This is a genomic window from Streptomyces sp. enrichment culture (genome assembly GCF_964273255.1).
In the GTDB taxonomy this organism is placed as follows: domain Bacteria; phylum Actinomycetota; class Actinomycetes; order Streptomycetales; family Streptomycetaceae; genus Streptomyces.
In genome coordinates this window covers 5,937,918-5,959,603 of record NZ_OZ186835.1, presented here as the reverse complement: position 1 = coordinate 5,959,603, position 21,686 = coordinate 5,937,918, and the positions used below count along the sequence as shown (strand labels likewise).

The 21,686-nt window shown below is 75.2% G+C and carries 19 protein-coding genes and 5 tRNA genes; 8 read left to right on the top strand and 16 right to left on the bottom strand.

Features of this window, described 5'->3' with window-relative positions; all coding sequences use genetic code 11:
* The first annotated feature begins 33 nt into the window (after nt 1-33).
* Nucleotides 34-597 (top strand): CGNR zinc finger domain-containing protein, encoded by a 564-nt coding sequence (locus ACSU53_RS26005; protein WP_437031511.1) that lies wholly within the window; start codon nt 34-36, stop codon nt 595-597.
* A gap of 80 nt (nt 598-677) precedes the next feature.
* Here the strand turns inward: ACSU53_RS26005 and ACSU53_RS26000 are convergent, their stop codons facing one another.
* Together ACSU53_RS26000 and ACSU53_RS25995 are read right to left on the bottom strand one after the other, a co-directional pair.
* Nucleotides 678-830, bottom strand: coding sequence for a hypothetical protein (locus ACSU53_RS26000; protein WP_362093212.1), 153 nt, complete (start codon nt 828-830; stop codon nt 678-680).
* Nucleotides 831-1,051: 221 nt separating this feature from the next.
* A complete protein-coding gene (locus ACSU53_RS25995; protein WP_437031509.1) occupies nt 1,052-1,495 on the bottom strand; it encodes a hypothetical protein in 444 nt (147 codons plus the stop codon).
* Nucleotides 1,496-1,986: 491 nt separating this feature from the next.
* Between ACSU53_RS25995 and ACSU53_RS25990 the strand changes: the two genes are divergently transcribed.
* Nucleotides 1,987-2,511, top strand: a complete 525-nt coding sequence (locus ACSU53_RS25990; RefSeq protein WP_437031507.1) for a DsbA family protein — start codon at nt 1,987-1,989, stop codon at nt 2,509-2,511.
* Nucleotides 2,512-2,557: 46 nt separating this feature from the next.
* Here ACSU53_RS25990 and ACSU53_RS25985 read toward each other — a convergent pair whose 3' ends face one another.
* The 3 genes from ACSU53_RS25985 to ACSU53_RS25975 all read right to left on the bottom strand — a co-directional run bounded on the left by ACSU53_RS25985 (nt 2,558) and on the right by ACSU53_RS25975 (nt 5,318).
* Complete coding sequence (locus ACSU53_RS25985; protein ID WP_437031504.1) at nt 2,558-3,382, bottom strand: GNAT family N-acetyltransferase; 825 nt, start codon at nt 3,380-3,382, stop codon at nt 2,558-2,560.
* A gap of 64 nt (nt 3,383-3,446) precedes the next feature.
* Nucleotides 3,447-4,268: an aminotransferase class IV gene (locus ACSU53_RS25980; RefSeq protein ID WP_437031502.1), complete on the bottom strand. Its 822-nt coding sequence runs from the start codon at nt 4,266-4,268 to the stop codon at nt 3,447-3,449.
* Nucleotides 4,269-5,318 carry a chorismate-binding protein gene (locus ACSU53_RS25975; protein ID WP_437031500.1) on the bottom strand — a complete coding sequence of 350 codons (1,050 nt, stop codon included), beginning with the start codon at nt 5,316-5,318 and terminating at the stop codon, nt 4,269-4,271.
* A 177-nt stretch (nt 5,319-5,495) separates the two neighbouring features.
* Here ACSU53_RS25975 and ACSU53_RS25970 point away from each other — a divergent pair.
* The 5 genes from ACSU53_RS25970 (at nt 5,496) to ACSU53_RS25950 (ending at nt 5,973) form a co-directional block, all read left to right on the top strand.
* Nucleotides 5,496-5,568, top strand: a tRNA-Gly gene (locus ACSU53_RS25970).
* A gap of 37 nt (nt 5,569-5,605) precedes the next feature.
* Nucleotides 5,606-5,679 (top strand) — tRNA-Cys (locus tag ACSU53_RS25965).
* Nucleotide 5,680: 1 nt separating this feature from the next.
* Nucleotides 5,681-5,752, top strand: a tRNA-Val gene (locus ACSU53_RS25960).
* A gap of 34 nt (nt 5,753-5,786) precedes the next feature.
* Nucleotides 5,787-5,858, top strand: a tRNA-Val gene (locus ACSU53_RS25955).
* A 43-nt stretch (nt 5,859-5,901) separates the two neighbouring features.
* Nucleotides 5,902-5,973: transfer RNA gene (locus ACSU53_RS25950), tRNA-Val, on the top strand.
* A gap of 70 nt (nt 5,974-6,043) precedes the next feature.
* On the opposite strand, the gene ACSU53_RS25945 is transcribed toward ACSU53_RS25950, so the two are convergent.
* The 3 genes from ACSU53_RS25945 to ACSU53_RS25935 all read right to left on the bottom strand — a co-directional run bounded on the left by ACSU53_RS25945 (nt 6,044) and on the right by ACSU53_RS25935 (nt 7,757).
* The gene (locus tag ACSU53_RS25945) at nt 6,044-6,325 is read right to left on the bottom strand and encodes a zf-TFIIB domain-containing protein (protein ID WP_164438894.1); all 282 of its coding nucleotides are present in this window, start codon (nt 6,323-6,325) and stop codon (nt 6,044-6,046) included.
* Between the two features lie 81 nt (nt 6,326-6,406).
* The gene (locus ACSU53_RS25940) at nt 6,407-7,372 is read right to left on the bottom strand and encodes a phosphotransferase (protein WP_437031498.1); all 966 of its coding nucleotides are present in this window, start codon (nt 7,370-7,372) and stop codon (nt 6,407-6,409) included.
* Nucleotides 7,373-7,547: 175 nt separating this feature from the next.
* Complete coding sequence (locus ACSU53_RS25935) at nt 7,548-7,757, bottom strand: hypothetical protein (protein ID WP_437031496.1); 210 nt, start codon at nt 7,755-7,757, stop codon at nt 7,548-7,550.
* 562 nt (nt 7,758-8,319) lie between these two features.
* On the opposite strand from ACSU53_RS25935, the gene ACSU53_RS25930 reads away from it, so the two are divergent.
* The gene (locus ACSU53_RS25930; RefSeq protein WP_437031494.1) at nt 8,320-9,765 is read left to right on the top strand and encodes a protein kinase domain-containing protein; all 1,446 of its coding nucleotides are present in this window, start codon (nt 8,320-8,322) and stop codon (nt 9,763-9,765) included.
* A 105-nt stretch (nt 9,766-9,870) separates the two neighbouring features.
* Here ACSU53_RS25930 and ACSU53_RS25925 read toward each other — a convergent pair whose 3' ends face one another.
* The 8 genes from ACSU53_RS25925 to ACSU53_RS25890 form a co-directional block, all read right to left on the bottom strand.
* Entirely contained in the window at nt 9,871-10,689 is an 819-nt protein-coding gene (locus tag ACSU53_RS25925; RefSeq protein ID WP_437031492.1) for a TrmH family RNA methyltransferase, read from the bottom strand.
* A 65-nt stretch (nt 10,690-10,754) separates the two neighbouring features.
* Entirely contained in the window at nt 10,755-11,987 is a 1,233-nt protein-coding gene (gene cobA / locus ACSU53_RS25920) for a uroporphyrinogen-III C-methyltransferase (protein ID WP_437031489.1), read from the bottom strand.
* Between the two features lie 234 nt (nt 11,988-12,221).
* On the bottom strand, nt 12,222-16,328 hold the full coding sequence (cobT, locus tag ACSU53_RS25915; RefSeq protein WP_437031487.1) for a nicotinate-nucleotide--dimethylbenzimidazole phosphoribosyltransferase: 4,107 nt from the start codon (nt 16,326-16,328) through the stop codon (nt 12,222-12,224).
* A 369-nt stretch (nt 16,329-16,697) separates the two neighbouring features.
* On the bottom strand, nt 16,698-17,906 hold the full coding sequence (gene cbiE / locus ACSU53_RS25910; protein WP_437031485.1) for a precorrin-6y C5,15-methyltransferase (decarboxylating) subunit CbiE: 1,209 nt from the start codon (nt 17,904-17,906) through the stop codon (nt 16,698-16,700).
* A 124-nt stretch (nt 17,907-18,030) separates the two neighbouring features.
* On the bottom strand, nt 18,031-18,669 hold the full coding sequence (locus ACSU53_RS25905; protein WP_437031483.1) for a GNAT family N-acetyltransferase: 639 nt from the start codon (nt 18,667-18,669) through the stop codon (nt 18,031-18,033).
* A 170-nt stretch (nt 18,670-18,839) separates the two neighbouring features.
* Complete coding sequence (locus ACSU53_RS25900) at nt 18,840-19,670, bottom strand: MetQ/NlpA family ABC transporter substrate-binding protein (protein WP_437031481.1); 831 nt, start codon at nt 19,668-19,670, stop codon at nt 18,840-18,842.
* 80 nt (nt 19,671-19,750) lie between these two features.
* Entirely contained in the window at nt 19,751-20,488 is a 738-nt protein-coding gene (locus tag ACSU53_RS25895; RefSeq protein ID WP_164334018.1) for a methionine ABC transporter permease MetI, read from the bottom strand.
* Nucleotides 20,485-21,522: a methionine ABC transporter ATP-binding protein gene (locus ACSU53_RS25890; RefSeq protein WP_437031478.1), complete on the bottom strand. Its 1,038-nt coding sequence runs from the start codon at nt 21,520-21,522 to the stop codon at nt 20,485-20,487. The genes ACSU53_RS25895 and ACSU53_RS25890 overlap by 4 nt, the downstream gene beginning before the upstream one ends.
* Nucleotides 21,523-21,686 lie beyond the last annotated feature (164 nt).

Here is a 21,686-nt window from a genome sequence, read left to right as displayed (position 1 = left end):
GCGCCCGCCCGACCCCAGGCCAGGGAGCGAATCGTGCTGATCACCCACGACACCCGGTGTGCGCTCGACACCGTGGTGGATCTGGTGAACTCCGCGCCGGAGGACGACACGGCGCCGGACGGACTGCCGGATGTCGCGGCTCTCGAGCTCTTCGTCCAGAAACACGCCATCAGTGAGGTCGGGACGCTCTCGGACTTCGACCTGTCGGCCGTGCGCACGCTGCGGTCCCGCTTCGCCGCCGTCTTCGCGGCCTCCGACGCCCGCACGGCGGCGGGGCTGATCAACGAGCTGATCGCCGCCGCCGGCACCACGCCCCGGCTCACCGACCACGATGGCTACGACTGGCACGTGCACTACTTCGCCCCCGGCGCGTCCGTGGCCGACCACCTGGCCGCCGACTGCGGCATGGCCCTCGCCTTCTTCGTGGTCGCCGGGGAGCAGGAGCGGCTGCGGCGCTGCGAGGCGCCCGACTGCCGGCACGCCTTCGTCGACCTGTCCCGCAACCGCTCGCGGCGCTACTGCGACAGCCGGACCTGCGGCAACCGCCTGCACGTGGCCGCGTACCGGGCGCGGCGCAAGGAGGCGTCGGCGGGCTGACCGCCCGGCCTCGGCGGCAGGGGGCGCGGTGCCGTGCCGACGCGGCCCCGACGGGTGGCGCCGGGTACCGCGGGTACGGCTCACAGCCACAGCAGGTCGTGCAGGGCAGCCGTGAGCAGCAGACACCCGATCACCGCCAGGAAGATCATCAGCGGTGGCTGGGAAAGGGCGAAGAGGCATCCGCGCGGCTCGTCCTGCTGCCTCGCGGCATCGCTCTGTGTCGTGTCCAGCATCTCGCCGCGATAATGACGCATCGGCCGCGGCGAAGCGATCAACGCTCACCGGGTGAACGCTGGACCGCCGATTGCGTGATCAACGCTTCGGGTTGTGATCACTTCCGGCCGTGCCGCGTCCCCCTGTGACGTTTCTGCCCGGCCGGGGCCCGCGGGATCCGGCGGATCACCGAGCGCCCCGGCCCGGCCTCCGGGGTGGTGCCGGCGGGCGGTGTGCAAGGTCAGATGCCGTGCTTCTTCAGGATGGCCTCGATGTCGCTGAAGTCGTCGTCGCCGCCGCGGGCGGCCGGTGCGGGCCGGGTCTCCTGGCGGGGGCCGCCCTGGCCGAGGGAGGGCGCCGAGGCGGCCGGGGCCACCGCGCCCTGCTGGGCCGCCGCCCGGGCCGCCTTGCGCTCCTTGCGCGTGCCGCCGCGGCGGCGCTCCACCGCACGGGTCGTCGCGAACATCACCCAGGACAGACCGAGCAGCCCGAAGCCCGCCCAGGCCAGAGGGCTGAAGGCGGTGTCGGCCAGCCACTCCACCACGCCCGCCATGACGAGGCCGATGGGGACCAGGGAGTAGGCGGCGATCCGCGTCGCGGTCAGGAAGCGCCTGCGGTAGGCCGTGATCACCGCGATGCCCAGGCCGGCCGCGGACACGGCGGAGCAGACGGTCTCGGCAATCATCCGGTCCTCCAGGCTGGGAGTGCGGGCGCTGTGGGCCCTTCGTCCCTTCCATCCTGCACCTTCCGGCCCCCGCCGGGCCATGCCGGGGTGCGAGATCAGGGACATCTCCGGGTCGGCTCCTCCCCAGGTGCCGGTGCCGCGCGTGCCGGTGCCGGAGGAGGGTCTGTGCCGGTACCGGAGGAGGGTGCGCCGCGGCCGAGCGCGGCACGAGTCCGTCCGGAGTGGGGCGCTCCCCCGGCCACGGTCCGGGCCGGCCCGCGGCGGGGTGCGGACCGGGCGGGTGGCCCGGCAGGGCGGGGTGGCCCGGCAGGGCGGAGTGGACCGGCAGGGCGGGTGGCCCGGCAGGGCGGGCGCGGCACAGGGCCCGGGGCCGCCGCGCGGAGCCCTCACGCAGAACGCCGCCCGCCGGAACCGTTCCGGCGCGGAGCCCTCGGGGGCGGGCCGTCGGGGCCGTTGTGGGCGTCGCGGGCGGCGGCTGGGAGACTGTGGCCATGAGTGAGTCCTCCCCCGCCGCCCCCTCCGCGCCCGTGCTCGACGTGTGGTGCGAGCTGCAGTGCCCGGACTGCCGTACCGCCCTGGACGACGTGCGCGCGCTGCGCGCCCGCTACGGCGACCGTCTGGAGGTACGCCTGCGGCACTTCCCGCTGGAGAAGCACAAGCATGCCTTCGCCGCCGCCCAGGCCGCCGAGGAGGCGCTGGTCCAGGGCCGGGGCTGGGAGTACGCGGAGGCCGTGCTCGGGCGGACCGCCCAGCTGGAACGGGCGGGCGAGTCCGTCCTGGTCGAGACCGCGCGGGAGCTGGGGCTGGACGCCGAGGAGTTCGACACCGCCCTGATCGACGGGCGGCACATCCTGATCGTCGACGCCGACCACGCCGAGGGCAAGGCGATCGGCGTGACCGGGACGCCGACGTACGTGATCGGCGGGGAGCGGCTCGACGGGGGCCGGAGCCAGGAGGGCCTGCGCGAGCGCGTCGAGGAGATCGCGGACCGTCTCCTCGCCGCCCGGTCGGACTGAGCGTGTGCCCGGGCCCGGGCCGCGCGCCCCCGGCCCGGGCGCCCCGTCAGAGCAGGGGCTTGTACATCGCGTACTGCGTGGTCGTGTAGCCGAGCGAGTCGTAGAGGCGCTCGGCCGGGGTGTTGTCCGCGAAGACGTTGAGCCCGATGAGGCGCTTGCCGGCGGCGAGCGCCTGGGCCTCGGCCGTCAGCATCAGGCTGCGGCCGTGGCCCCGGCCGCGGTGGCGGGCGTCGGTCTCGACGTCGAAGACGTAGGCGCCCTGCCCGCGGACGGAGAGCCAGAGGGTGCCCACCCGGGTGCTCTCGTGCTCCAGCACGCTGAAGATCATGCCCTCGCTGGTGCGTCCGTCGGGCAGCAGGACGGCGTGGTCCCGCTCCGACTTGGCGCGGGCCTCGGCGCCCGGCACCCCGCGCTCGCTCCAGCTGTGCGCGTAGTCGGTCTTGCCCTGTTCGAGGTAGGGCCCGAACTCGTCGTCGGTCATCGGACGGACCCGGCTGCCCGCGGGAAGGGCGGGCGGGGGGCCGTCGAGGGTCTTCTCCATGTTCCGGTTGCGCACCACGTAGCCGAGCGCCGTGGCCAGCCCCAGTCCCGCGGTGGAACCGGCGGGAACGGACACCTCGATGCGGCGGCAGCCCCAGCTGCGTGCCACCTCCTCGGCGGCGAGCGCGGCCACCGTGCCGCGGCCCCGGCGGCGGTCCGGTTCCTGGATGCGCAGGGTCATGATGCGGGCCACCGCGTCACCGAAGACGGGGTCGGTGCCGAGGTGGACCGCGCCGACCGGGCGGCTGTTGACGCACACCTGGTAGTGGCGCGAGCGGGTCCCGTCGGCGTTCTGCTGAAGCGGCTCGGCCGGCCGCAGGGTGGTGGTCATCACGGGAGTTCTACCCGCTGCCGGGCGCCGGGTCAGCCGAATTCCGGGGTGCTGTCGGACACGCTCACGGGTCGAGGTCGGCCGCCGAGCGCTCGTCGAAGACGCGCATCGCCTTGGCGGTCACCGGGCCGGGTGCGGCGGGCAGTTCGCGGTCGTCGACGCGGTGCACGGCCTGGACGTCGCGGAGGGTGGAGGTCAGGAAGATCTCCTCGGCCCGGTCCAGGACGTCCAGGGGCAGGTCGGTCTCCTCGGCGCCGGTCCACTCGACGGCCAGGGCCCGGGTGATCCCGGCGAGGCAGCCGGAGGCGACGGGCGGGGTGTGCAGCGTCCCGTCGAGGACGACGAACACGTTGGAGCCGGTGCCCTCGCAGAGCTGCCCCACCGTGTTGGCGAACAGCGCCTCGCTGGCGCCCCGTTCCCGGGCCCGGGCGAGGGCGACGACGTTCTCCGCGTAGGAGGTGGTCTTCAGGCCGGTGAGGGCGCCGCGTTCGTTGCGGGTCCAGGGGACCGTGACGACGGCGGTGGTGTCGGGGCGGCGGGTGGTCTCCCCGAGGGCGACGACGAGGGTGGTGCCGTGCTCGCCCCGGTCGGAGCCGAGCGGGCCGTGGCCACCGGTGTAGGTGATCCGCAGCCGGCCGAGCGGCATCGGATTGGCGTCCAGGACGGCGGCGCACGCGCGGCGCACCTCGTCGAGGTCGGGGTCGGGCAGGCCGAGTCCCCGGGCCGAGCGGGTCAGCCGGTCGAGATGGCGGGTGAGCGCGAACGGCCGGCCGTCCACGGCCTTGACCGTCTCGAAGATGCCGTCGCCCACGGTCAGCCCGTGGTCGAGGACGGAGACGCGGGCGGAGTCGATGTCCTGCAGCCCGCCGTCGAGCCAGATCTTCACCTATCGGATCCCTTCACTCACCGCGTGGGTGCCCGACGCTACCGCGAGCAGCCTGGACGCCTTCAGTTCGGTCTCCCGCCACTCCCCCTCGGGGTCGGACCCCCAGGTGATGCCGGCGCCGGTGCCGAACCGGAGCACCGCGCCGCCGTCCGCCCGGCGTTCGATCCAGAAGGTGCGGATGCCCACGGCCAGTTCGGCGGTGCCGCGGTCGGCGTCCACCCAGCCGATGCCCCCGCAGTACGGTCCGCGGGGGCCGTTCTCCAGCGCGTCGATGATCCGCAGGGCGCTCGACTTGGGGGCGCCGGTGACGGAGCCGGGCGGGAAGGCGGCGGCGAGCAGCTCGGGCCAGCCCGCCCCGTCGCGCAGTTCCCCGCGGACCGTGGACACCAGGTGCACGAGTCCCGGGTGCTTCTCGACGGCACACAGGTCGGGCACGGAGACGGTGCCGGTGGCGCAGACCCGGCCGAGGTCGTTGCGGACCAGGTCCACGATCATCACGTTCTCGGTGTAGTCCTTCTCCAGCAGGTCGGCCTCGGTGCGGCCGGTGCCCTTGATCGGTCCGGACTCGACGGTGCGGCCGTGGCGGCGGAGGAAGAGTTCGGGCGAGGCGGTGGCGATCTCCACGCCGTGCGCGGGGAGGCGGATCGTTCCTGCGTAGGGGGCGGGGTTGCCGCGCGCCAGCAGGGCGGTGAGCCGGTCCACGTCGGCGTCGGCCGGGACGGGCGCGGACAGCACCCGGCAGAGGTTCGCCTGGTACACCTCGCCGGCCGCTATGCGGTCGCGGATCGCCCGGACGCCCGCCGTGTACGCGGCGTGGCCGAGGGACGACGTCCAGTCGTCCGGGGCCGGTCCCCGCCAGGCGTCCGGCGCCGGTGCGGGCACCGCCTCCTCGCGCACGTCCCGGAAGCGTGCGCAGGTCAGACGGCCCTCGAAGTCCGCGCAGACGGCCCAGAAACCCGTCGAGTCCAGCGCCGAGGGGTCGTCGGTGACGTCGAGGAGACCGGTGGCGACGCGGGTGCCGAAGCGGGCGAGAGGTGGGAGGTCGTGCACCCGACGAGTGTAGGGCGGGCGCCGTTGCGGTGACGTCGTCACGTCCGTCACGGCGCGCTGACCAGGGACGTGAGCGGGCGCAGCGCAGCACGCTGCACAAACGCGTTTTTGTGCTGGCCCCGGAATCCGCTAGAGTTCACCTCGTCGCCGGGACGCGCAAGCCGACCGAAACGACAGGCGGACGTAGCTCAGTTGGTAGAGCGCAACCTTGCCAAGGTTGAGGTCGCGAGTTCGAACCTCGTCGTCCGCTCGAAGGAAGAGGGGTCTTCCCGGTCCCCTACACTCCTGGTGGAGTGGCCGAGAGGCGAGGCAACGGCCTGCAAAGCCGTCTACACGGGTTCAAATCCCGTCTCCACCTCCAAGGACGATTAGCTCAGCGGGAGAGCGCTTCCCTGACACGGAAGAGGTCACTGGTTCAATCCCAGTATCGTCCACTGGATCTTCGACAGATCATCGACGGTCCGTCCCGCGCGATTAGCTCAGCGGGAGAGCGCTTCCCTGACACGGAAGAGGTCACTGGTTCAATCCCAGTATCGCGCACGCAGTGCCCACGCCCGGCCACGGCCGGTGACCGTGGACCCGAGGACGATTAGCTCAGCGGGAGAGCGCTTCCCTGACACGGAAGAGGTCACTGGTTCAATCCCAGTATCGTCCACACCACCGGAACCCCCGGCCGCCGTCGCGGCCGGGGGTTTTGCCGTCCCGGGGGACGGCGGGGCCGGGACTCAGCTGGAGAACAGCATGCGGCCGAAGCTCTTCTGGCGGCGGTGGCCGTAGTGGGCGCCGTGCGGCGCGGCACCCCAGGCGGGCGGCTGCGGGGCCGCCGGGTATGCCTGCGGAGCCGCGGGCGGCGGCGGGGCGGGCTGCGCCCACTGGGCCTCCAGCCGGGTCAGCGACTCCAGTTCGCCGTAGTCCAGGAAGATCCCCCGGCACCCGCTGCACTGCTCGATCTGAACGCCGTTGCGGTTGTAGGTGTGCATCGGCGCGTGGCACTTCGGACACTGCATGTCGGCTCCAACTCCCTGCTGTTCGGTCCCGCTTCACCTGTCGCCAGGACAGACTCCGTCCGGACTCCGGTCGGTTGCACCCTACGGCGTCGGTTCCGGCGCCAACTCCCCCGCGGCGGGCTCCGGTACCTCCGCCATCCGGGCGCAGGCGTCGACGAACGCCTCCTCGACGTCGTCCGGCGCACGGCCCTCCGCCAGGCAGGCGGCGATCACGCGGGCGGCGGTCTGCACGGTCAGCGCCCGCGCCGGGACGTCGAGCACGGGCCAGGGGTCGCCGGCGGCGGGGACGGCCGGTCCGCCCGAGGCCCGGTAGGCGCCGAGGAACCGCGCCCACTCCGCCGGGGCCAGCAGGCCGCAGGCGAACCAGGCGGCGGGCCGGGCGAGGTCCCAGGCGGGGGCGCCCAGCCCCACGTCGTCCACGTCGATCAGCCGCCAGGTCCCGTCCGGGAGGCGGACCAGCTGGCCCAGGTGGAAGTCGCCGTGGCAGAGGGCGGCCGGGCCCGGCGCCGGTCCCGCGCCCCGGACCCGGCCCGGCAGCGCCGCCCAGGCGCGCAGCACCGCGACGGCGGCCGGGTGACCGCCCGCCGCGTCCCCGAGGTGGGCCACGGCCTGGGCCGCCTTGGCCGGGCCGCGGCTCACGGGCACCGCGGCGGCGGCCGGCACGGGCGCCCGGTGCAGCCGCGCGAGCAGCGTGGCGGCGGCTTCCCAGGGGGCGGCGTCGGGGTCGTCCGGGTCGACGGGCTCCGCGTACGGCCAGCGGGTCACGGGGCGGCCGTGCAACGGCACGGGGGCCCGGTCGAGCGGGGCGAGGAACACGCCGGGGAGCCGTGCGGCGGCGGCGAGCCGGCGCGTCAGCCGGGCGGGGTCGTCGTCCGGGGCGTGCGCTTTGGCGACGATGCGGCCGTGGCGCACGACGAGACCGTCGGGGCGGTCGGCGAGCGTGCCCTCGGGGCAGCGGCAGCGAGGGGGCGGGCCGTCCGGGTGCGCGGCGGCGCGCGCCTGCGCGGCGAGCGCGGTGGTGAGGGGGTCGGCGGAGGCGGTGGTCACGGGGGCAGGATGCCAGGCGGGGCGGTGTGCCGTGTGTGCGGTGTGCGGACAGGACGATGCCGGCGCAGCTCCCCAGCTGCGCCGGCATCCTGCCGTCCGCCGCACCCCCGTCCCCACGGGGTTTCATGGGCCGATGTCCCCGCCCGGACCGCTCTTCCGGGCCTGGGGCCGCTGTTCAGCGCCCCAGCATCTCGCCCACGGACGACGCCTGTGTGGCCACTGTCTCCCACCCGTCGAAGACGAGGAGGAGCAGGACCGCCAGGGGAAGGGCCATCAAGGTCGCCACCAGCGGGTGGCGGCGGCCCTCGCGGCGCGGCCGGAACGCGACGGCGCCGGCCATCCGTTCCCGCGTGCGGACCAGGGTCCGCGGTGCCGTGTGGGCCATGATGGTCCCTCTCCTGAACCGTTTCTGTTGTCCTTGGCAGCGGCGGGCGTCGAACCTCGGGGGACGAGTGCTGCACCCGCCGCTTCGACATCGAATCTAGGCTCCCGGGGCCGCCCGGGCGTCATGCCCTCGTACCGAATGCCGGGCCTCCCAGGGGATGAGCCATGCCCCGCGGTGTACTCCCCTGGGTGGAGACGGACCGCGGTGACTCAGGGAGATCCCCGAGGGGACGGGGAGTGACGTCACTCACTCCTTCCGGTCGCTGGCCGGGCGCGGCGCCGTCCGCGCGCCGCTCCGCCGGCCGGTGCGCGGCCGGTGGACGCCGGGCGGGCGACGGGTCCGGGCGCCGCGTCGCGAACGGTTCCCCAATGATCAACGTCCGTACGGGGTCGGCCGGTTGGCACCGGTGGGCGGGCTCGGCGGCGCGCGGCCGCGGGGGCTGACCCGTGCTCAAGTGTGCAGCCCGCCAGGGACAATCGGCCGCCGCGGGAGGGCGCGGCCTCTGCGCACCGGCGGGTGTGGAAACGTAAGCTGTGGCACGTCACAGGACCGGGCAGCGGGGATGAACATGGCGATGATGCGCCTGAGGCGCGAGGACCCGCGCGTCGTCGGCTCTTTCAGGCTTCACCGACGGCTCGGCGCGGGCGGGATGGGCGTGGTCTACCTGGGCTCCGACAAGAAGGGGCAACGGGTCGCGTTGAAGGTCATCCGGCCGGATCTGGCCGAGGACCAGGAGTTCCGCTCCCGGTTCGCGCGCGAGGTCTCGGCCGCCCGTCGTATCCGCGGGGGCTGCACGGCCCGGCTGGTGGCCGCCGATCTGGACGCGGACCGCCCGTGGTTCGCCACGCAGTACGTGCCCGGGCCGTCGCTGCACGACAAGGTCGCCGGGGAGGGCGCGCTGGGCGCGGCCGAGGTCGCCGCGATCGGGGCGGCGCTGTCCGAGGGGCTGGTCGCGGTCCACGAGGCCGGTGTGGTGCACCGGGACCTGAAGCCGTCCAACATCCTGCTGTCCCCGAAGGGGCCGCGGATCATCGACTTCGGCATCGCCTGGGCCACCGGCGCCTCGACCCTCACCCACGTGGGCACGGCGGTGGGCTCGCCCGGGTTCCTCGCTCCGGAGCAGGTGCGGGGAGCGGCCGTCACGCCCGCCACGGACGTGTTCTCGCTGGGCGCCACGCTCGCCTACGCCTCGATGGGCGACTCCCCCTTCGGGCACGGGAGTTCCGAGGTGATGCTGTACCGGGTCGTGCACGAGGAGGCGCAGCTGGACGGGGTGCCGGACGCGCTCGCGCCCCTGGTGCGGGCCTGCCTGGCGAAGGACCCCGAGGAGCGGCCCAGCACGCTCCAACTGTCGCTGCGGCTCAAGGAGATCGCGGCGCGCGAGGCGCAGGGCCTGTCCGACTTCCGTCCCCCGGCGCCGCGCGGCGCCGAGACGGACCGGGCGGCCGGGCGGCCGGCGGACACCTACCCGGAGCCGGAACGGCGGCGCCCGCAGGGGCAGCAGGCCGGCCGGGGCGACCAGCCGGGCACGCCCGCGCCGCGCCCGGGTGCGTCCGACCGGAGTTCCGTGCCGTCCCGGGGCGGGTCCGGCCCCCGCCGCGGGGGCGGTGTGCCCGCCTCGCGCGGGGGGTCCGCCTCGCGGGGCGGCGCGGCGCGCGGCGGTACGCCGTCGCGGTCCGGGTCGCGGACCGGAGGGCAGACCGGGGGTCGCGGCACGCGGCCGGGAACCGGGGCGCGCCGTCCGGGGCAGCGGCCGACGGGGCCCCGGCTGCGGCCGGCCAATCCGCGGCTGCTGCGGCAACGGCTGTTCGTGTTCGTGGTGGTGACCCTGGTGGTGGCGCTGGGCATCGCCCTGGTGCAGGGCTGCCAGGCCGCCGCGCAGGGGCACGGCGGTCCCGGCGGCGGGGACACCGGGACACAGCACCGGGGCGAGCAGTGGGAGCCCCCGGCGGACCGGGGTCCGATGATGTCCCAGCGGTACCACTCCACGCTGGAGCGGGACGACTGACCCGCGCCCGGCCGTCCGGAGTCCGCAGGGCCGCCGCCCGCCCGGCCGCACGGGCCGGACGGCACCTGAGCGGCGGGCGGTGAGAGCCGTGCCGTACCGCGGGTGTCAGGTGCCGGGGTGTCCGGTGGCGACCGCGTAGAAGGCGACCGCGGCGGCGGCACCGACGTTGAGGGAGTCGACGCCGTGCGACATCGGGATGCGCACCCACTCGTCGGCCGCGACCAGGGCCTGGGTGGACAGCCCGTCCCCTTCCGCCCCCAGCATCAGCGCCACCCGGTCCATCCGGTGCGGGGCGGCCTCGTCGAGGGGGCGCGCCTTCTCGTCGGGGGTGAGGGCGAGCAGGGTGAAGCCCGCCTCGCGGACCGACTCCAGCCCCTTGGGCCACGCCTGGAGCCGGGCGTAGGGGACGGAGAAGACGGCGCCCATGGAGACCTTGACGCTGCGGCGGTACAGCGGGTCGGCGCAGTCCGGGGAGAGCAGCACCGCGTCCATGCCGAGCGCTGCGGCGGACCGGAAGACGGCGCCGATGTTGGTGTGGTCGTTGACGGACTCCATGACGACCACGCGGCGGGCCGTGCGCAGCAGTGCGTCCGCCGCGGGCAGGGGCTTGCGCCGCATGGAGGCGAGTGCCCCGCGGTGCACGTGGTAGCCGGTGACGCGTTCCGCCAGGTCGGGGGCGACGACGTAGACGGGGGCGGGCAGTTCGTCGATGACGTCGCGCATCACGTCGACCCACTTGGCCGAGAGCAGCATGGACCGCATCTCGTAGCCGGTCTCCCTGGCCCGTCTGATGACCTTCTCGCCCTCGGCGATGAAGAGTCCCTCGGCGGGCTCGCGCCGGCGGCGCAGTTCGACGTCGGTCAGGCCCGTGTAGTCGTGCAGGCGGGGGTCGTCGGGGTCCGAGACGGTGATGGGATCGGCCACGGGGTGATACTGCCTTGTCCTGGGTCGGGTGCCGACGGCGGGGACCGGCCATCGGGCACCTGCGGTCACTTCGGGTCTGCGGGGCCGACGCCGACGACGTCGCCGATGACGATGACGGCGGGCGGCCTGACCTCCTGCCGCACGACGGTCTCGCCGACGGTGGCGAGGGTCGCGTCGACGCGGCGCTGGGCGGCCGTGGTGCCCTCCTGGACGAGGGCGACCGGGGTGTCCGGGGACTTGCCGTGCGCGATCAGGGCCTCGGCGATCCGGCCGATCTTGTCGACGCCCATCAGGACGACCAGGGTGCCGCCCAGCTTCGCCAGGGACGGCCAGTCGACCAGGGAGCGCTCGTCGTCGGGCGCGACGTGGCCGCTGACCACGGTGAACTCGTGCGCCACCCCGCGGTGGGTGACCGGGATGCCGGCGGCGCCCGGGACCGAGATGGAGCTGGAGATGCCGGGGACGACGGTGCACGGGACACCCGCCTCGGCGAGCGCCACGAGTTCCTCCATGCCCCGCCCGAAGACGTACGGGTCGCCGCCCTTGAGCCGGACCACGGCCTTGCCCTGCCGGGCGTGCTCGATCAGCGCGTTGTTGATGGCCTCCTGGGCCATGAACCGCCCGTAGGGGATCTTCGCCGCGTCGATCACCTCGACATGCGGGGGCAGTTCGGCCAGCAGGTCGCGCGGTCCGAGCCGGTCGGCGATCACCACGTCGGCCTCGGCGAGCAGGCGCCTGCCGCGCACGGTGATCAGGTCGGGGTCGCCGGGGCCGCCGCCGACGAGGGCGACGCCCGGGGTGCGGCGGCGGTGCTGCGGGGCGACGAGGGTGCCGTCGCGCAGGCCCTCGACCACGGCGTCGCGGACGGCCGCGGTGTGGCGGGGGTCGCGGTCCTTGGCCTCCGTGGTCAGGACGGCCACGGTGACGCCCGCGCTGTGACCGGTCGCCGGGGTCCAGGCGGTGGCCTCGTCGGCGTCGTCGGCGCGCACGCACCACACGCGGTGGCGCTCGCCCTCGGCGGAGGCGCGGGTGTTGGCGTCGGGGTCGCTGGTGGCGATGAGGGCGTACCAGGCGTCGGTGAGGTCGCCCTCGGCGTAGCGGCGCCGCTCCCAGGTGATCTCGCCGGCGTCGGCCATGGCCTCCACGGAGGGGGTGGCCGAGGGCGACACCAGGACGATGTCGGCTCCGGCCGCGATCAGCGCGGGCAGGCGCCGCTGGGCGACCTGGCCGCCGCCGAGGACGACCACGCGGCGCCCGGCAAGACGGAGGCCCACGGGGTAGGCGGGGTGTTCGGCCATGAGGGTCGGCTCCTCGTACGGGCGGCGTGCGGTGGGCGCTACGGCACTGGAGCGGCCCTGACGTGCGGATTCTAGACCCACCGCGGGAGGGCCCCGGCGGGGTGCCCGGCATGCGGCGGGCGAGCGGCACGGCGCCGGGAGCCCCGGCCGGGGGCCGCCTCCGCGGCGGGACGCCGCGCGGGCGCCGGGAGGCGGGGCCCCGCCGGGCGGTCGGCGGGCCCCGGACGGGACGGACTACTTCTCGGTGACCCCCGCCGAGTCGAACGTGGCCACCTCGTGCATGGCGCGGGCCGTGCTCTGCACGAGCGGCAGGGCCAGCAGCGCGCCGGTGCCCTCGCCGAGGCGCAGGTCGAGGTCGACCAGCGGGCGCAGACCCAGCTTGTTGAGGGCGGCCACGTGGCCCGGCTCCGCGCTGCGGTGTCCCGCGATGCACGCGGCCAGCACCTCGGGGGCGATGGCGCGGGCCACCAGGGCGGCGGCTCCGGCGCTGACGCCGTCGAGGATGACCGGCGTCCGCAGGGACGCGCCCCCGAGCAGCAGTCCGACCATGGCGGCGTGCTCGAAGCCGCCGACCGCGGCGAGGGCGCCGAGCGGGTCGGCCGGGTCCGGCTGGTGGAGTTCGAGGGCACGGCGGACCACGTCGGTCTTGCGGACCAGGGTCTCGTCGTTGATGCCGGTGCCGCGGCCGGTGACCTCCGCCGGGTCGGCGCCGGTGAACACCGAGATCAGGGCCGCGGACGCGGTGGTGTTGGCGATGCCCATCTCACCGGTGAGCAGCGCCTTGTTGCCGGCCGCGACCAGGTCACGGGCCGTCTCGATGCCCACCTCGATGGCCTGCTTGGCCTCCTCGCGGGTCATCGCGGGCCCGGTCGTCATGTCGGAGGTACCGGCGCGGATCTTGCGCGGCAGCAGGCCCGGGGTGGCCGGCAGGTCGGCCACGACGCCGACGTCGACGACGCACACCTCGGCGCCGACCTGGGCGGCGAAGGCGTTGCAGACCGCTCCCCCGCCGAGGAAGTTGGCCACCATCTGCGCGGTGACCTCCTGCGGCCAGGGGGTGACGCCCTGGGCGTGCACCCCGTGGTCGCCGGCGAAGACGGCGACGGCGGCGGGCTCCGGGATCGGCGGCGGGCACTGCCGGGACAGGCCCGACAGCTGCGCGGAGATGATCTCCAGCATGCCGAGCGCGCCGGCCGGCTTGGTCATGCGCTTCTGGCGCTCCCAGGCTTCCCCGAGGGCCTTGGCGTCCAGCGGGCGGATCTGTGCGACGGTTTCGGCGAGCAGGTCGTGGGGGTCCTCTCCGGGCAGGGCGCGACGGCCGTACGTCTCCTCGTGCACGACCCAGGACAGCGGACGGCGCTTGGACCAGCCGGCCTGCATCAGCTCGGGCTCGTCCGGGAACTCGTCGACGTAGCCCACGCACAGGTAGGCGACGACCTCCAGGTGTTCCGGGAGGCCGAGGGCGCGGACCATCTCCCGCTCGTCGAAGAAGCTGACCCAGCCGACGCCGAGGCCCTCGGCGCGGGCGGCGAGCCACAGGTTCTCCACCGCGAGCGCGGAGGAGTAGGGGGCCATCTGCGGCTGGGTGTGCCGACCGAGGGTGTGGCGGCCGCCGCGGGTGGGGTCGGCGGTGACGACGATGTTCACCGGGGTGTCGAGGATGGCCTCGATCTTCATTTCCTTGAACTGCTTCGCCCGGCCCTTGGGGAGGGACTTGGCGTAGGCCTCGCGCTGGCGCATGGCCAGTTCGTGCATGCCGCGCCGGGTCTCGGCGGAGCGGATGACGACGAAGTCCCAGGGCTGCGAGTGGCCGACCGAGGGCGCGGTGTGCGCGGCCTCCAGGACCCGGAGCAGCACCTCGTGCGGGATGGGGTCGCTGCGGAAGCCGTTGCGGATGTCACGCCGTTCGCGCATCACCCGGAGCACGGCCTCGCGCTCGGCGTCGTCGTACCCGGGGGCGGCCGGACCGGCGGGACGCGGGTCCGCGGCCCCGTCCGGCGCGGGGCCGGTGCCGGACGCGTCGTGGTCCGGTGCCGGCGCCCCGTCCGCGCCGGCACCCCGGGTGTCCATGTCGTCGGCCTGCTGGAGCAGTGCCTCGTCGCCGTCGGCCGCGTCGGCCGCGCCCTGCGGTGCGCGGGGCGCGGGCACGGCGGCTACGGGCTGCTCCTCGGCGTGGCTCTGCGGGTGCGGCGGCGTCGGCGCGAGGTGCGGGGTGGTGGGCACGGCCCCGTCCACCGGGACGAACGCGCCGACGGGCTGCGCCGGTTCCACGGCCGGGGGGACGGGTGCGGCCGGGGACGCCTGCTCGGCGGGCGTACCGGCGGTGACGTCCTGGCCCTGGTCCTGGTTCTGGTCCCCTGGGGCCTCGGCCGTCGGTGCCGGGGCGTCGGCGGCCTGCGGGGGCTGCGTCACCCAGGCGTCGGGGCCGGGCTGCGCGGGGCCGGCGGGCGGGCCCGCGGGCGCGGGCTGCTCGGGCGACCCCTCCGCCCCCGGCACGGCCGACGCGGCGGGCGGTGTGTGCTGCGGGCCCTGCGGGACGGAGGTCTCCTGGTCCGCCTCCGGGACGGCCGGGACGCCGTCCTGCGCCGGGAGGGGTACGTCGGTGACCGCCGGGACGGTGGTCGTCTCCGGCACCGCTGCGGGGGCGTCCTGGGCGTCGGCGCCCGGAGCCGCCGGCTCGGCGGACAGGCCGGGGTCCTGGTGCGGGGCGGCCGGGCCGGGCGGGGTGGCCCCGGGCGCGGCGACGGCTCCGTCGGCAGCCGGGGCGGCGGGCAGCGCGGGCTCCACCGGCGCGGACGCGTCGGCCGGGGCCGCCGGGTCCGGGGCGTGCGGGCCGGGCTCCGGGGCCTGGGCGCCCGGCGTCTCCGGGGCCGCGGTCGCGCCGTCGGGCGCGGCGGTGCCGGGGCTCGCCGGGCCGGCCGGGGAGGGCGCGGCGGTCGGGTCGGGCGCGCCGGTCGGGTCGGGCGCCAGGGCCGCCTCGGGGGCGGCGGGGGCTTGGTGCGCCGCCTCGGGGGCGGCGTCGGGCGTCGCGGTCTCGGGGCGGTCGGCGGGCTCCGCGCCGGAGGGCTCGGCGGTCACGGGGACGGCGTCGGCCGCGGAGGGGTCGGACGGCTCGGCGGGCTCGGCGGAGGCCGCCGGCTCGACGGGGGCGGAGTCCGCGACGGGGGCGGGACACGCGGCAGCGTCCGCCGCGTCCGGGGACTCGGCCGTGGGGCCGTCGGCCAGGACCTCCGCGTCGGACACGACGGAAGCATGCTCGGCCTCGGGGACGACGGGAGCGGCCTCGGGCTCGGGCCCGGCGGGAGCGGGCTCGGCCTCGGGCCCGGAGGCGGCGTCGGCCGCGTCCGCCGGGACGGGCGCCTGCGCGTCCTGGGCCGGAACCGTGGGGCCGGCCGGCGCGTCCTGCGCGGGCTCCCGCACCGCGGTCCGGGCGCCCTCCCCGTCGGTGCCGCCCTCGGCAGCCATGGGCTCGTCGGCCCCGGTCGCGTCGGTCCCGGTCTCGTCGGCCCCGCCGGCGTCCGCGCCGGGTCCGGCGTCCGGCACCGGGCCGGCGACGGCCTGCGGGCCGTCCGGCGCGGGAACGTCCCCGCTCGCCGGGTCCTGCTGCGGGACGACCGCCGCCGGGGCGGGGTCCGCGGTGGTCACGACGCCGGGCTCGGCGGGCGCACCGGGGTCCGGCGCGGGCGCCTCGGCCGTCCCGCCCGTCTGCGGGCCCTGCTGCCAGGTCTCGCCGGGCACCGCGGCCGTGGGGGCGGCGGAGGCGGCCTGCGGGTGGACGGTGCCCACGCCGGCGGCCCCGGCGGGCACCGCGGCCTGCGCGGTCCAGGGGGCGGCTCCCTGGGGGGCGGCCTCCGAAGCCCGGGGCACGTCCAGGTACTCGGGGCCGACGGTCGCCGGGCCCGTGTGGCGGGCCGGCACGTCGGCGGGGCCGCGGTCGGCGAGCGAACGGACCGGGCTCGCGGACGGGGTGGGGATGGGCGGGCCCAGGTGCAGCGGGCGGCGCGGCGCGGCGGCCGCCTGCTCGTGCGGGGCGGCGTGCCCGGGCGTCCGCTGCTGCGCCGGGTCGGGCAGGCGGACGCCGCCGAGGTCGACCGATCCGCTGTCGCGGCCGTCGGTCTCGTGCGGGCCCGGCTGGTGCACGGTCTCGACGACCGGCTCGGGCGCGGGCGGCGCCACCTCGTTGCCCCAGGCGCCCTGGGCGCCGGGGAGCAGCAGGTCTTCTTCCTCGGGGGAGGGCTCGGAGAGGTAGGTGTACGCGCCGGGCGCCTGGACGCCCTGCTGCTCCACCGTGCCTGCGTTCTCCGGCTGTCCCTCGCCCGGAACCTGGCCGGTGTCGGTCATGCGTACCCCTCGCCCATCGGTTAGTGCTCCTACGACCCGCTCGCCCGGAACGGCGCACCGACCGCCCCACACTGAAGAACGAGCGTGCGTCCCCAGCGGCACGAACGGCCGGTCCAAAAAAGGCGACAAAGCCATTCACTGGCATTCTCGCGGCCCTTCGGCCGTCGCGTCAGCTTGATCGGCGACGGTTCCGCTGTGGACTGCGCCACGTTGCGCGCCCTCCGGTTGTGCCGTACCACACACGCCCCAAAACAGGCGCGTTTTCGGGACATTGGCCGACGAGCCGGCGAGCGTCCGAGTTGCGGTACAACGGTCGGTCAGCCTACCGCGCGCGGTACGACAAGCCGATCAGGGGGACGGGCCCGGGGATCAGGCCTCGCGGGCGGGCAGCACGCCGCTGAGCAGGAACGCGACGCTCCGCTCGGTCTCCGTCCAGGCCCGGGTGTCGAGTTCGACGGACTGGAGCAGGGCGCACTCGACCCGGTAGCCGTGTTCGGTCAGGTCGCGGCCGACGCGTTCGGCGGCGTCGCGGGTGGCGGCGTGCGTGACGATGCGCTGGGGACGCCGGTCGGCGACCGCGGAGACCACGGCCGCTCCCCCGCCGCCGACCCGGACCACGTCGGGTTCGGGCAGGTTCTCCAGGACGTGCGGGGCGGTGCCGTGGACGACCTGGAGCTGGACGCCGTAGCGGCGGGCGGTGGCGTCGGTGCGGGCGCAGGCCCGGGGGTCGGTGTCGACGGCGATGACGGCGGCGCCGGCCCGGGCGGCCTCGGTGGCGAAGGTCCCGCTGCCGCAGCCGATGTCCCAGACGAGGTCGCCCACGCGGGGCCCCAGGCGGGCGAGTTGGGAGACCCGCAGGAGGTCCCGTTCGCCCTCCCCGAGGTCGCCGCCGTGGGCCTCGGCGGGCAGCGTCCAGCCGCGCGGGCCGGCGGCGGGGTCGCGTCCGGCGATCCAGCCGGGGTCGGCGGGGCCCGCGGCACCGCCGACGACGATGACGACGTTGGGGTCGCGCCAGGTGTGGTCGGCGGCCTTGTCGGAGGTGACGACGCTGACCTGTTCGCGGGCGGTGCCGAGTTCCTCGCAGATCACGAAGGTGCGGTGGACGCCGTCCATGAGCAGGCCGAGTTCGGCGGGCCCGGCGCCGGGCGAGGTCAGGACGGCCACCTTGGGGTGGGCCCGGCAGACGTTCACCGCGCGGCGCAGGGTGCGGGGGTGGGCGACCACCACCTGGGCGTCGTCCCAGGGCATGCCGGCCCGGGCGAAGGCGGCGGCGACGGAGGAGACGGCGGGGACGACCTCGACCTCGAGCCCGAACTCGGGGGCGCGCAGGGTGCGGACGACACCGAAGAAGCCGGGGTCGCCGTCGGCGAGGACGACGGCGGTGCCGCGGTGGCCGGCGATGCGGCGGGCGGCGAGCGCGAGGGAGCCGAGCCGGATGCGTTCGGCGCCGGCGGGCACCTCGGGGAGTGCCAGGTGGTGGGCGGCGCCGGCCACCAGGGTGGCGGCGCCCAGCGCGGAGCGCGCCGCGGCGGTCAGCGGCGAGCCGTCCCAGCCGATCACCGTGACCCGGTCGGCCATCGTCGTCAGTCTCCAGGTTCGCGCAGGTCGGGGTGGTGCGCCCGGCAGGAGGGCGGGCCCCGTGAGGGTACCCGGTGCGGTCGCGGGCCGGGGCCGGCGGTGGTGCCGTCGACGGGGGCGGGGATCAGTTCCAGTCGGGGAACGAGGTGTAGCCGCCGGTGTCGGCGAGGTGCTCGGAGGTGCCGTCGAGATCCTCGGGGAGCAGGCTCCAGACGATGAAGTCGGTGCGCACGTCGGTCCATCCGCCGTCCTCGGTGCGCAGGTGGGCTATGCAGGCGTTGCGCAGGACGCCCTCGCTGATGCAGCCGATCTTCTGGGCGACCTGCTGGGCGGCGGTGTTGTCGGCGGCGGTGCGCAGTTCGATGCGCTGCAGGCCCTGGTCGCCGAACAGCCACCGGGCGGTGGCCAGGGCGGCCTCGGAGGCGTAGCCCTCGCCGCGGGCCCAGGGGGCGACGATGTAGGACAGTTCGGTGGACCGGATGTGCCAGTTGGTCCGGGAGAGCCGGACGACGCCGACGAGGCGCTGGGTGAGGAACTCGGCGACGGCGAGGTCGAGTCCGCGTCCGGCGGCGCGTTCGGCGGGCGCGGACTCGGTGATCCAGGTGCGGGCCGCCTGTTCGGAGAACGGCTGGGGGACGTCGGTCCAGGCGGCGACCTGCTCGTCGTTCATCATGGCGGTGAAGGAGGGCACGTCGTCCGCATCGAGGGGACGCAGCACCAACCGCTCCGTGCTGATGGAGATGTCGGGGAAGGTGCTCGTCATGCGCCGCTCCGTAACTGAGAGACCGTCGGGTGCTGCTGAACTGCCCAGCATGCAGCATGAAAGCACTCCGCCGCACCACGGGGTGCGCCCCCGCTCGCACGACGGCGCGAGGGGCACCCCGCCCTGCGGCGGAGTGCCCCTCGTGGGTGTTCCCGGACGGCGGGTCCCGGTCAGAAGGAGGCGACCACGGAGCCGGCGTACGTGTCGTCGATGAACTTCTTCACCTCGGGCGAGGTGAGGAGATCGGCCAGCTTCTTGACGCGCGGGTCGTCCTCCTGCCCCTCCTTGACGGCGAGGAGGTTGCTGTTGGGGTTGTTCTTCGCGGACTCCAGGACGAGGGCGTCCTCGGCGGGCTTGAGGTCGGCCTCGATGGCGTAGTTGCCGTTGACCACCGCGGCGTCGACGTCGTCCAGGGAGCGCGGCGTCTGGGCCGCCTCCAGCTCCTTGAACGTGAGGTTCTTGGGGTTGTCGGTGATGTCCGCGGGGGTGGCGGCGGTGCCGACGCCGTCCTTGAGGGTGATCAGGCCGTTGGCGGCAAGCAGCTGCAGGGCGCGGCCCTCGTTGACGGTGTCGTTGGGAACGGCGATGGTGGCGCCGTTCTTCAGGGCATCGGCCTTGTCGACCTTGTTGGAGTACAGGCCGAGCGGCTCCAGGTGCACGTCGACGACGGACGTGATGTGGGTGCCGTTCTTCTTGTTGAAGTCGTCGAGGTAGGGCTGGGTCTGGAAGAAGTTCGCGCCGACGGAGCCGTCCTCGGTCGCCGTGTTCGGCGTGACGTAGTCGGTGAACTCCTTGACCTCCAGCTCCAGGCCGGCCTCCTCGGCCAGGTTGTCCTTCACGAAGGTGAGGATCTCGGCGTGCGGCACGGGGCTGGCGGCGACGACCAGGGGGCCGGAACCGTCGGAGGAGGCGCTGTCCTGGTCGGAGCCGCAGGCGGTGAGGCCGAGGGCGAGGGCGCCGGTGGCGAGGAGGGCGGTGGTGATCTTGGCGGTGTTACGCACGAAAAGTGCCTTTCCTTGGGTGGTACGACCCCTTGGGGCAAGGGGCGCGGCGCGAAGCGCCGTCGTTCTGGGGTGGGGGGTCAGGCGACCTTGCTGATGTCGGCCGCGGCGGGTTCGCCGGCCTTCAGCAGGCGCAGCCTGGGTCCGGGGCCTGAGCGGGCTCCCCGGCGGTGCAGGGAGCGGGCCGCGTAGTCGCCGGCGAACTGGATCAGGGAGATGACCACGGCGAGCAGGGCGACGGTGACCCACATCAGGCCGGACTCGAAGCGCTGGTAGCCGTAGCGCACCGCGAGGTCGCCGAGGCCGCCGCCGCCGACGGTGCCCGCCATGGCGGAGTAGCCGATGAGGGCGATGACCGTGGTGGTGGTGCTGGCGATCAGCGAGGGCAGCGCCTCGGGGACCAGGACCTTGCGGACGATCGTCCAGGTGCTGCCGCCCATCGACTGCACGGCCTCGACGAGCCCGTGGTCCACCTCGCGCACGGCGGTCTCGACGAGCCGGGCGAAGAAGGGGATGCCGCCGATGGCGAGGGGCACGATGGCGGCCTCGCTGCCGATGGTGGTGCCGGTGACCCAGCGGGTGAAGCTCATCAGGGCGACCATCAGGATGATGAACGGCATGGAACGGCCGACGTTCACGATCTGGCCGGTCACCTTGTTCACCACGGTGTTCTGGATCAGGCCGCCCTTGTCGGTGAGGACGAGGAGCACGCCGATCGGCAGGCCGACGACGACGGAGATCGCGGTGGACCAGCCGACCATGATCAGGGTCTCGACGGACGCCTGCTCCAGCAGCGGCTGCATCTCGGACCAGGTCACTGGGCGCCCTCCTTGACGAGCTGGGGCCGTTCCTGGCCGATGACGTCGATCTGCAGGCCCTGCTCGCGCAGGAAGCCGACCGGGACGACGTTGTCCTCGTAGCGGCCGGGGAGCTCGATGCGCATCCGGCCGACCTGGAGGCCGCCGACGGTGTCGATGGCCGCGCCCAGGATCGATATGTCGATGTTGTAGGTGCGGGAGAGCTGCGAGATGACCGGCTGGGTGGCGCTCTCGCCCTGGAAGGTGACGTCGACGACCGTGCGCTCCTCGCCGGTCGCCTCGCCGCCGAGCGGGAAGAGGGCGGCGGCGAGCTGGGAGCCGGGGGTGGCGAGCAGGTCGGTGACGGTGCCGGACTCCACGATCCGGCCGTGCTCCATGAGGGCGGCCGAGTCGCAGATGGACTTCACGACGTCCATCTCGTGCGTGATGAGCAGGACGGTCAGGCCGAGCTGGCGGTTGAGGTCGCGCAGCAGGGACAGGATGGAGCGGGTGGTCTCCGGGTCGAGCGCGCTGGTCGCCTCGTCGGAGAGCAGCACCTTGGGGTCGCCGGCCAGGGCGCGGGCGATGCCGACGCGCTGCTTCTGGCCGCCGGACAGCTGCGCCGGGTAGGACTTCGCCTTGTCGGCGAGGCCGACCAGGTCGAGCAGTTCCAGCGCCCTGCGGGAACGTTCCTTCCCCGACGTGCCGAGGATCTCCAGGGGCAGTTCGACATTGTCCTGCACGGTGCGCGAGGACAGCAGGTTGAAGTGCTGGAAGACCATCCCGATACGGCTGCGGGCCCGGCGCAGTTCGCGTCCGGCGCGGGGGCCGCGGCCGGCGAGGGCGGTGAGGTCCTGCCCGGCGACGGTCACGGTGCCGGAGGTGGGGCGCTCGAGCAGGTTGACGCAGCGGATCAGGGAGGACTTGCCGGCGCCGGACTGGCCGATGACGCCGTAGACCTCGCCTTCGCGGACGTGCAGGTCGACGCCGTCCAGGGCGGTGACCTCGCGACCGCGTGAGCGGTAGACCTTGGTCAGGCCGGAGGTGGTGATCACGTGGGTATCCGTCACTCTTGAGTGCGCGGCGCGTCGGGGGCACCGGGCACGTGCATGCGGGAATCGGGGCGGCCGGGCGCGGCGGTGTCCTCCGGGGCGGACCGGCGGGATGCCGGCCGGGGGGAGGATGCGCGCGGGGGCGTGGCTCGGACGGGCATGCGGGA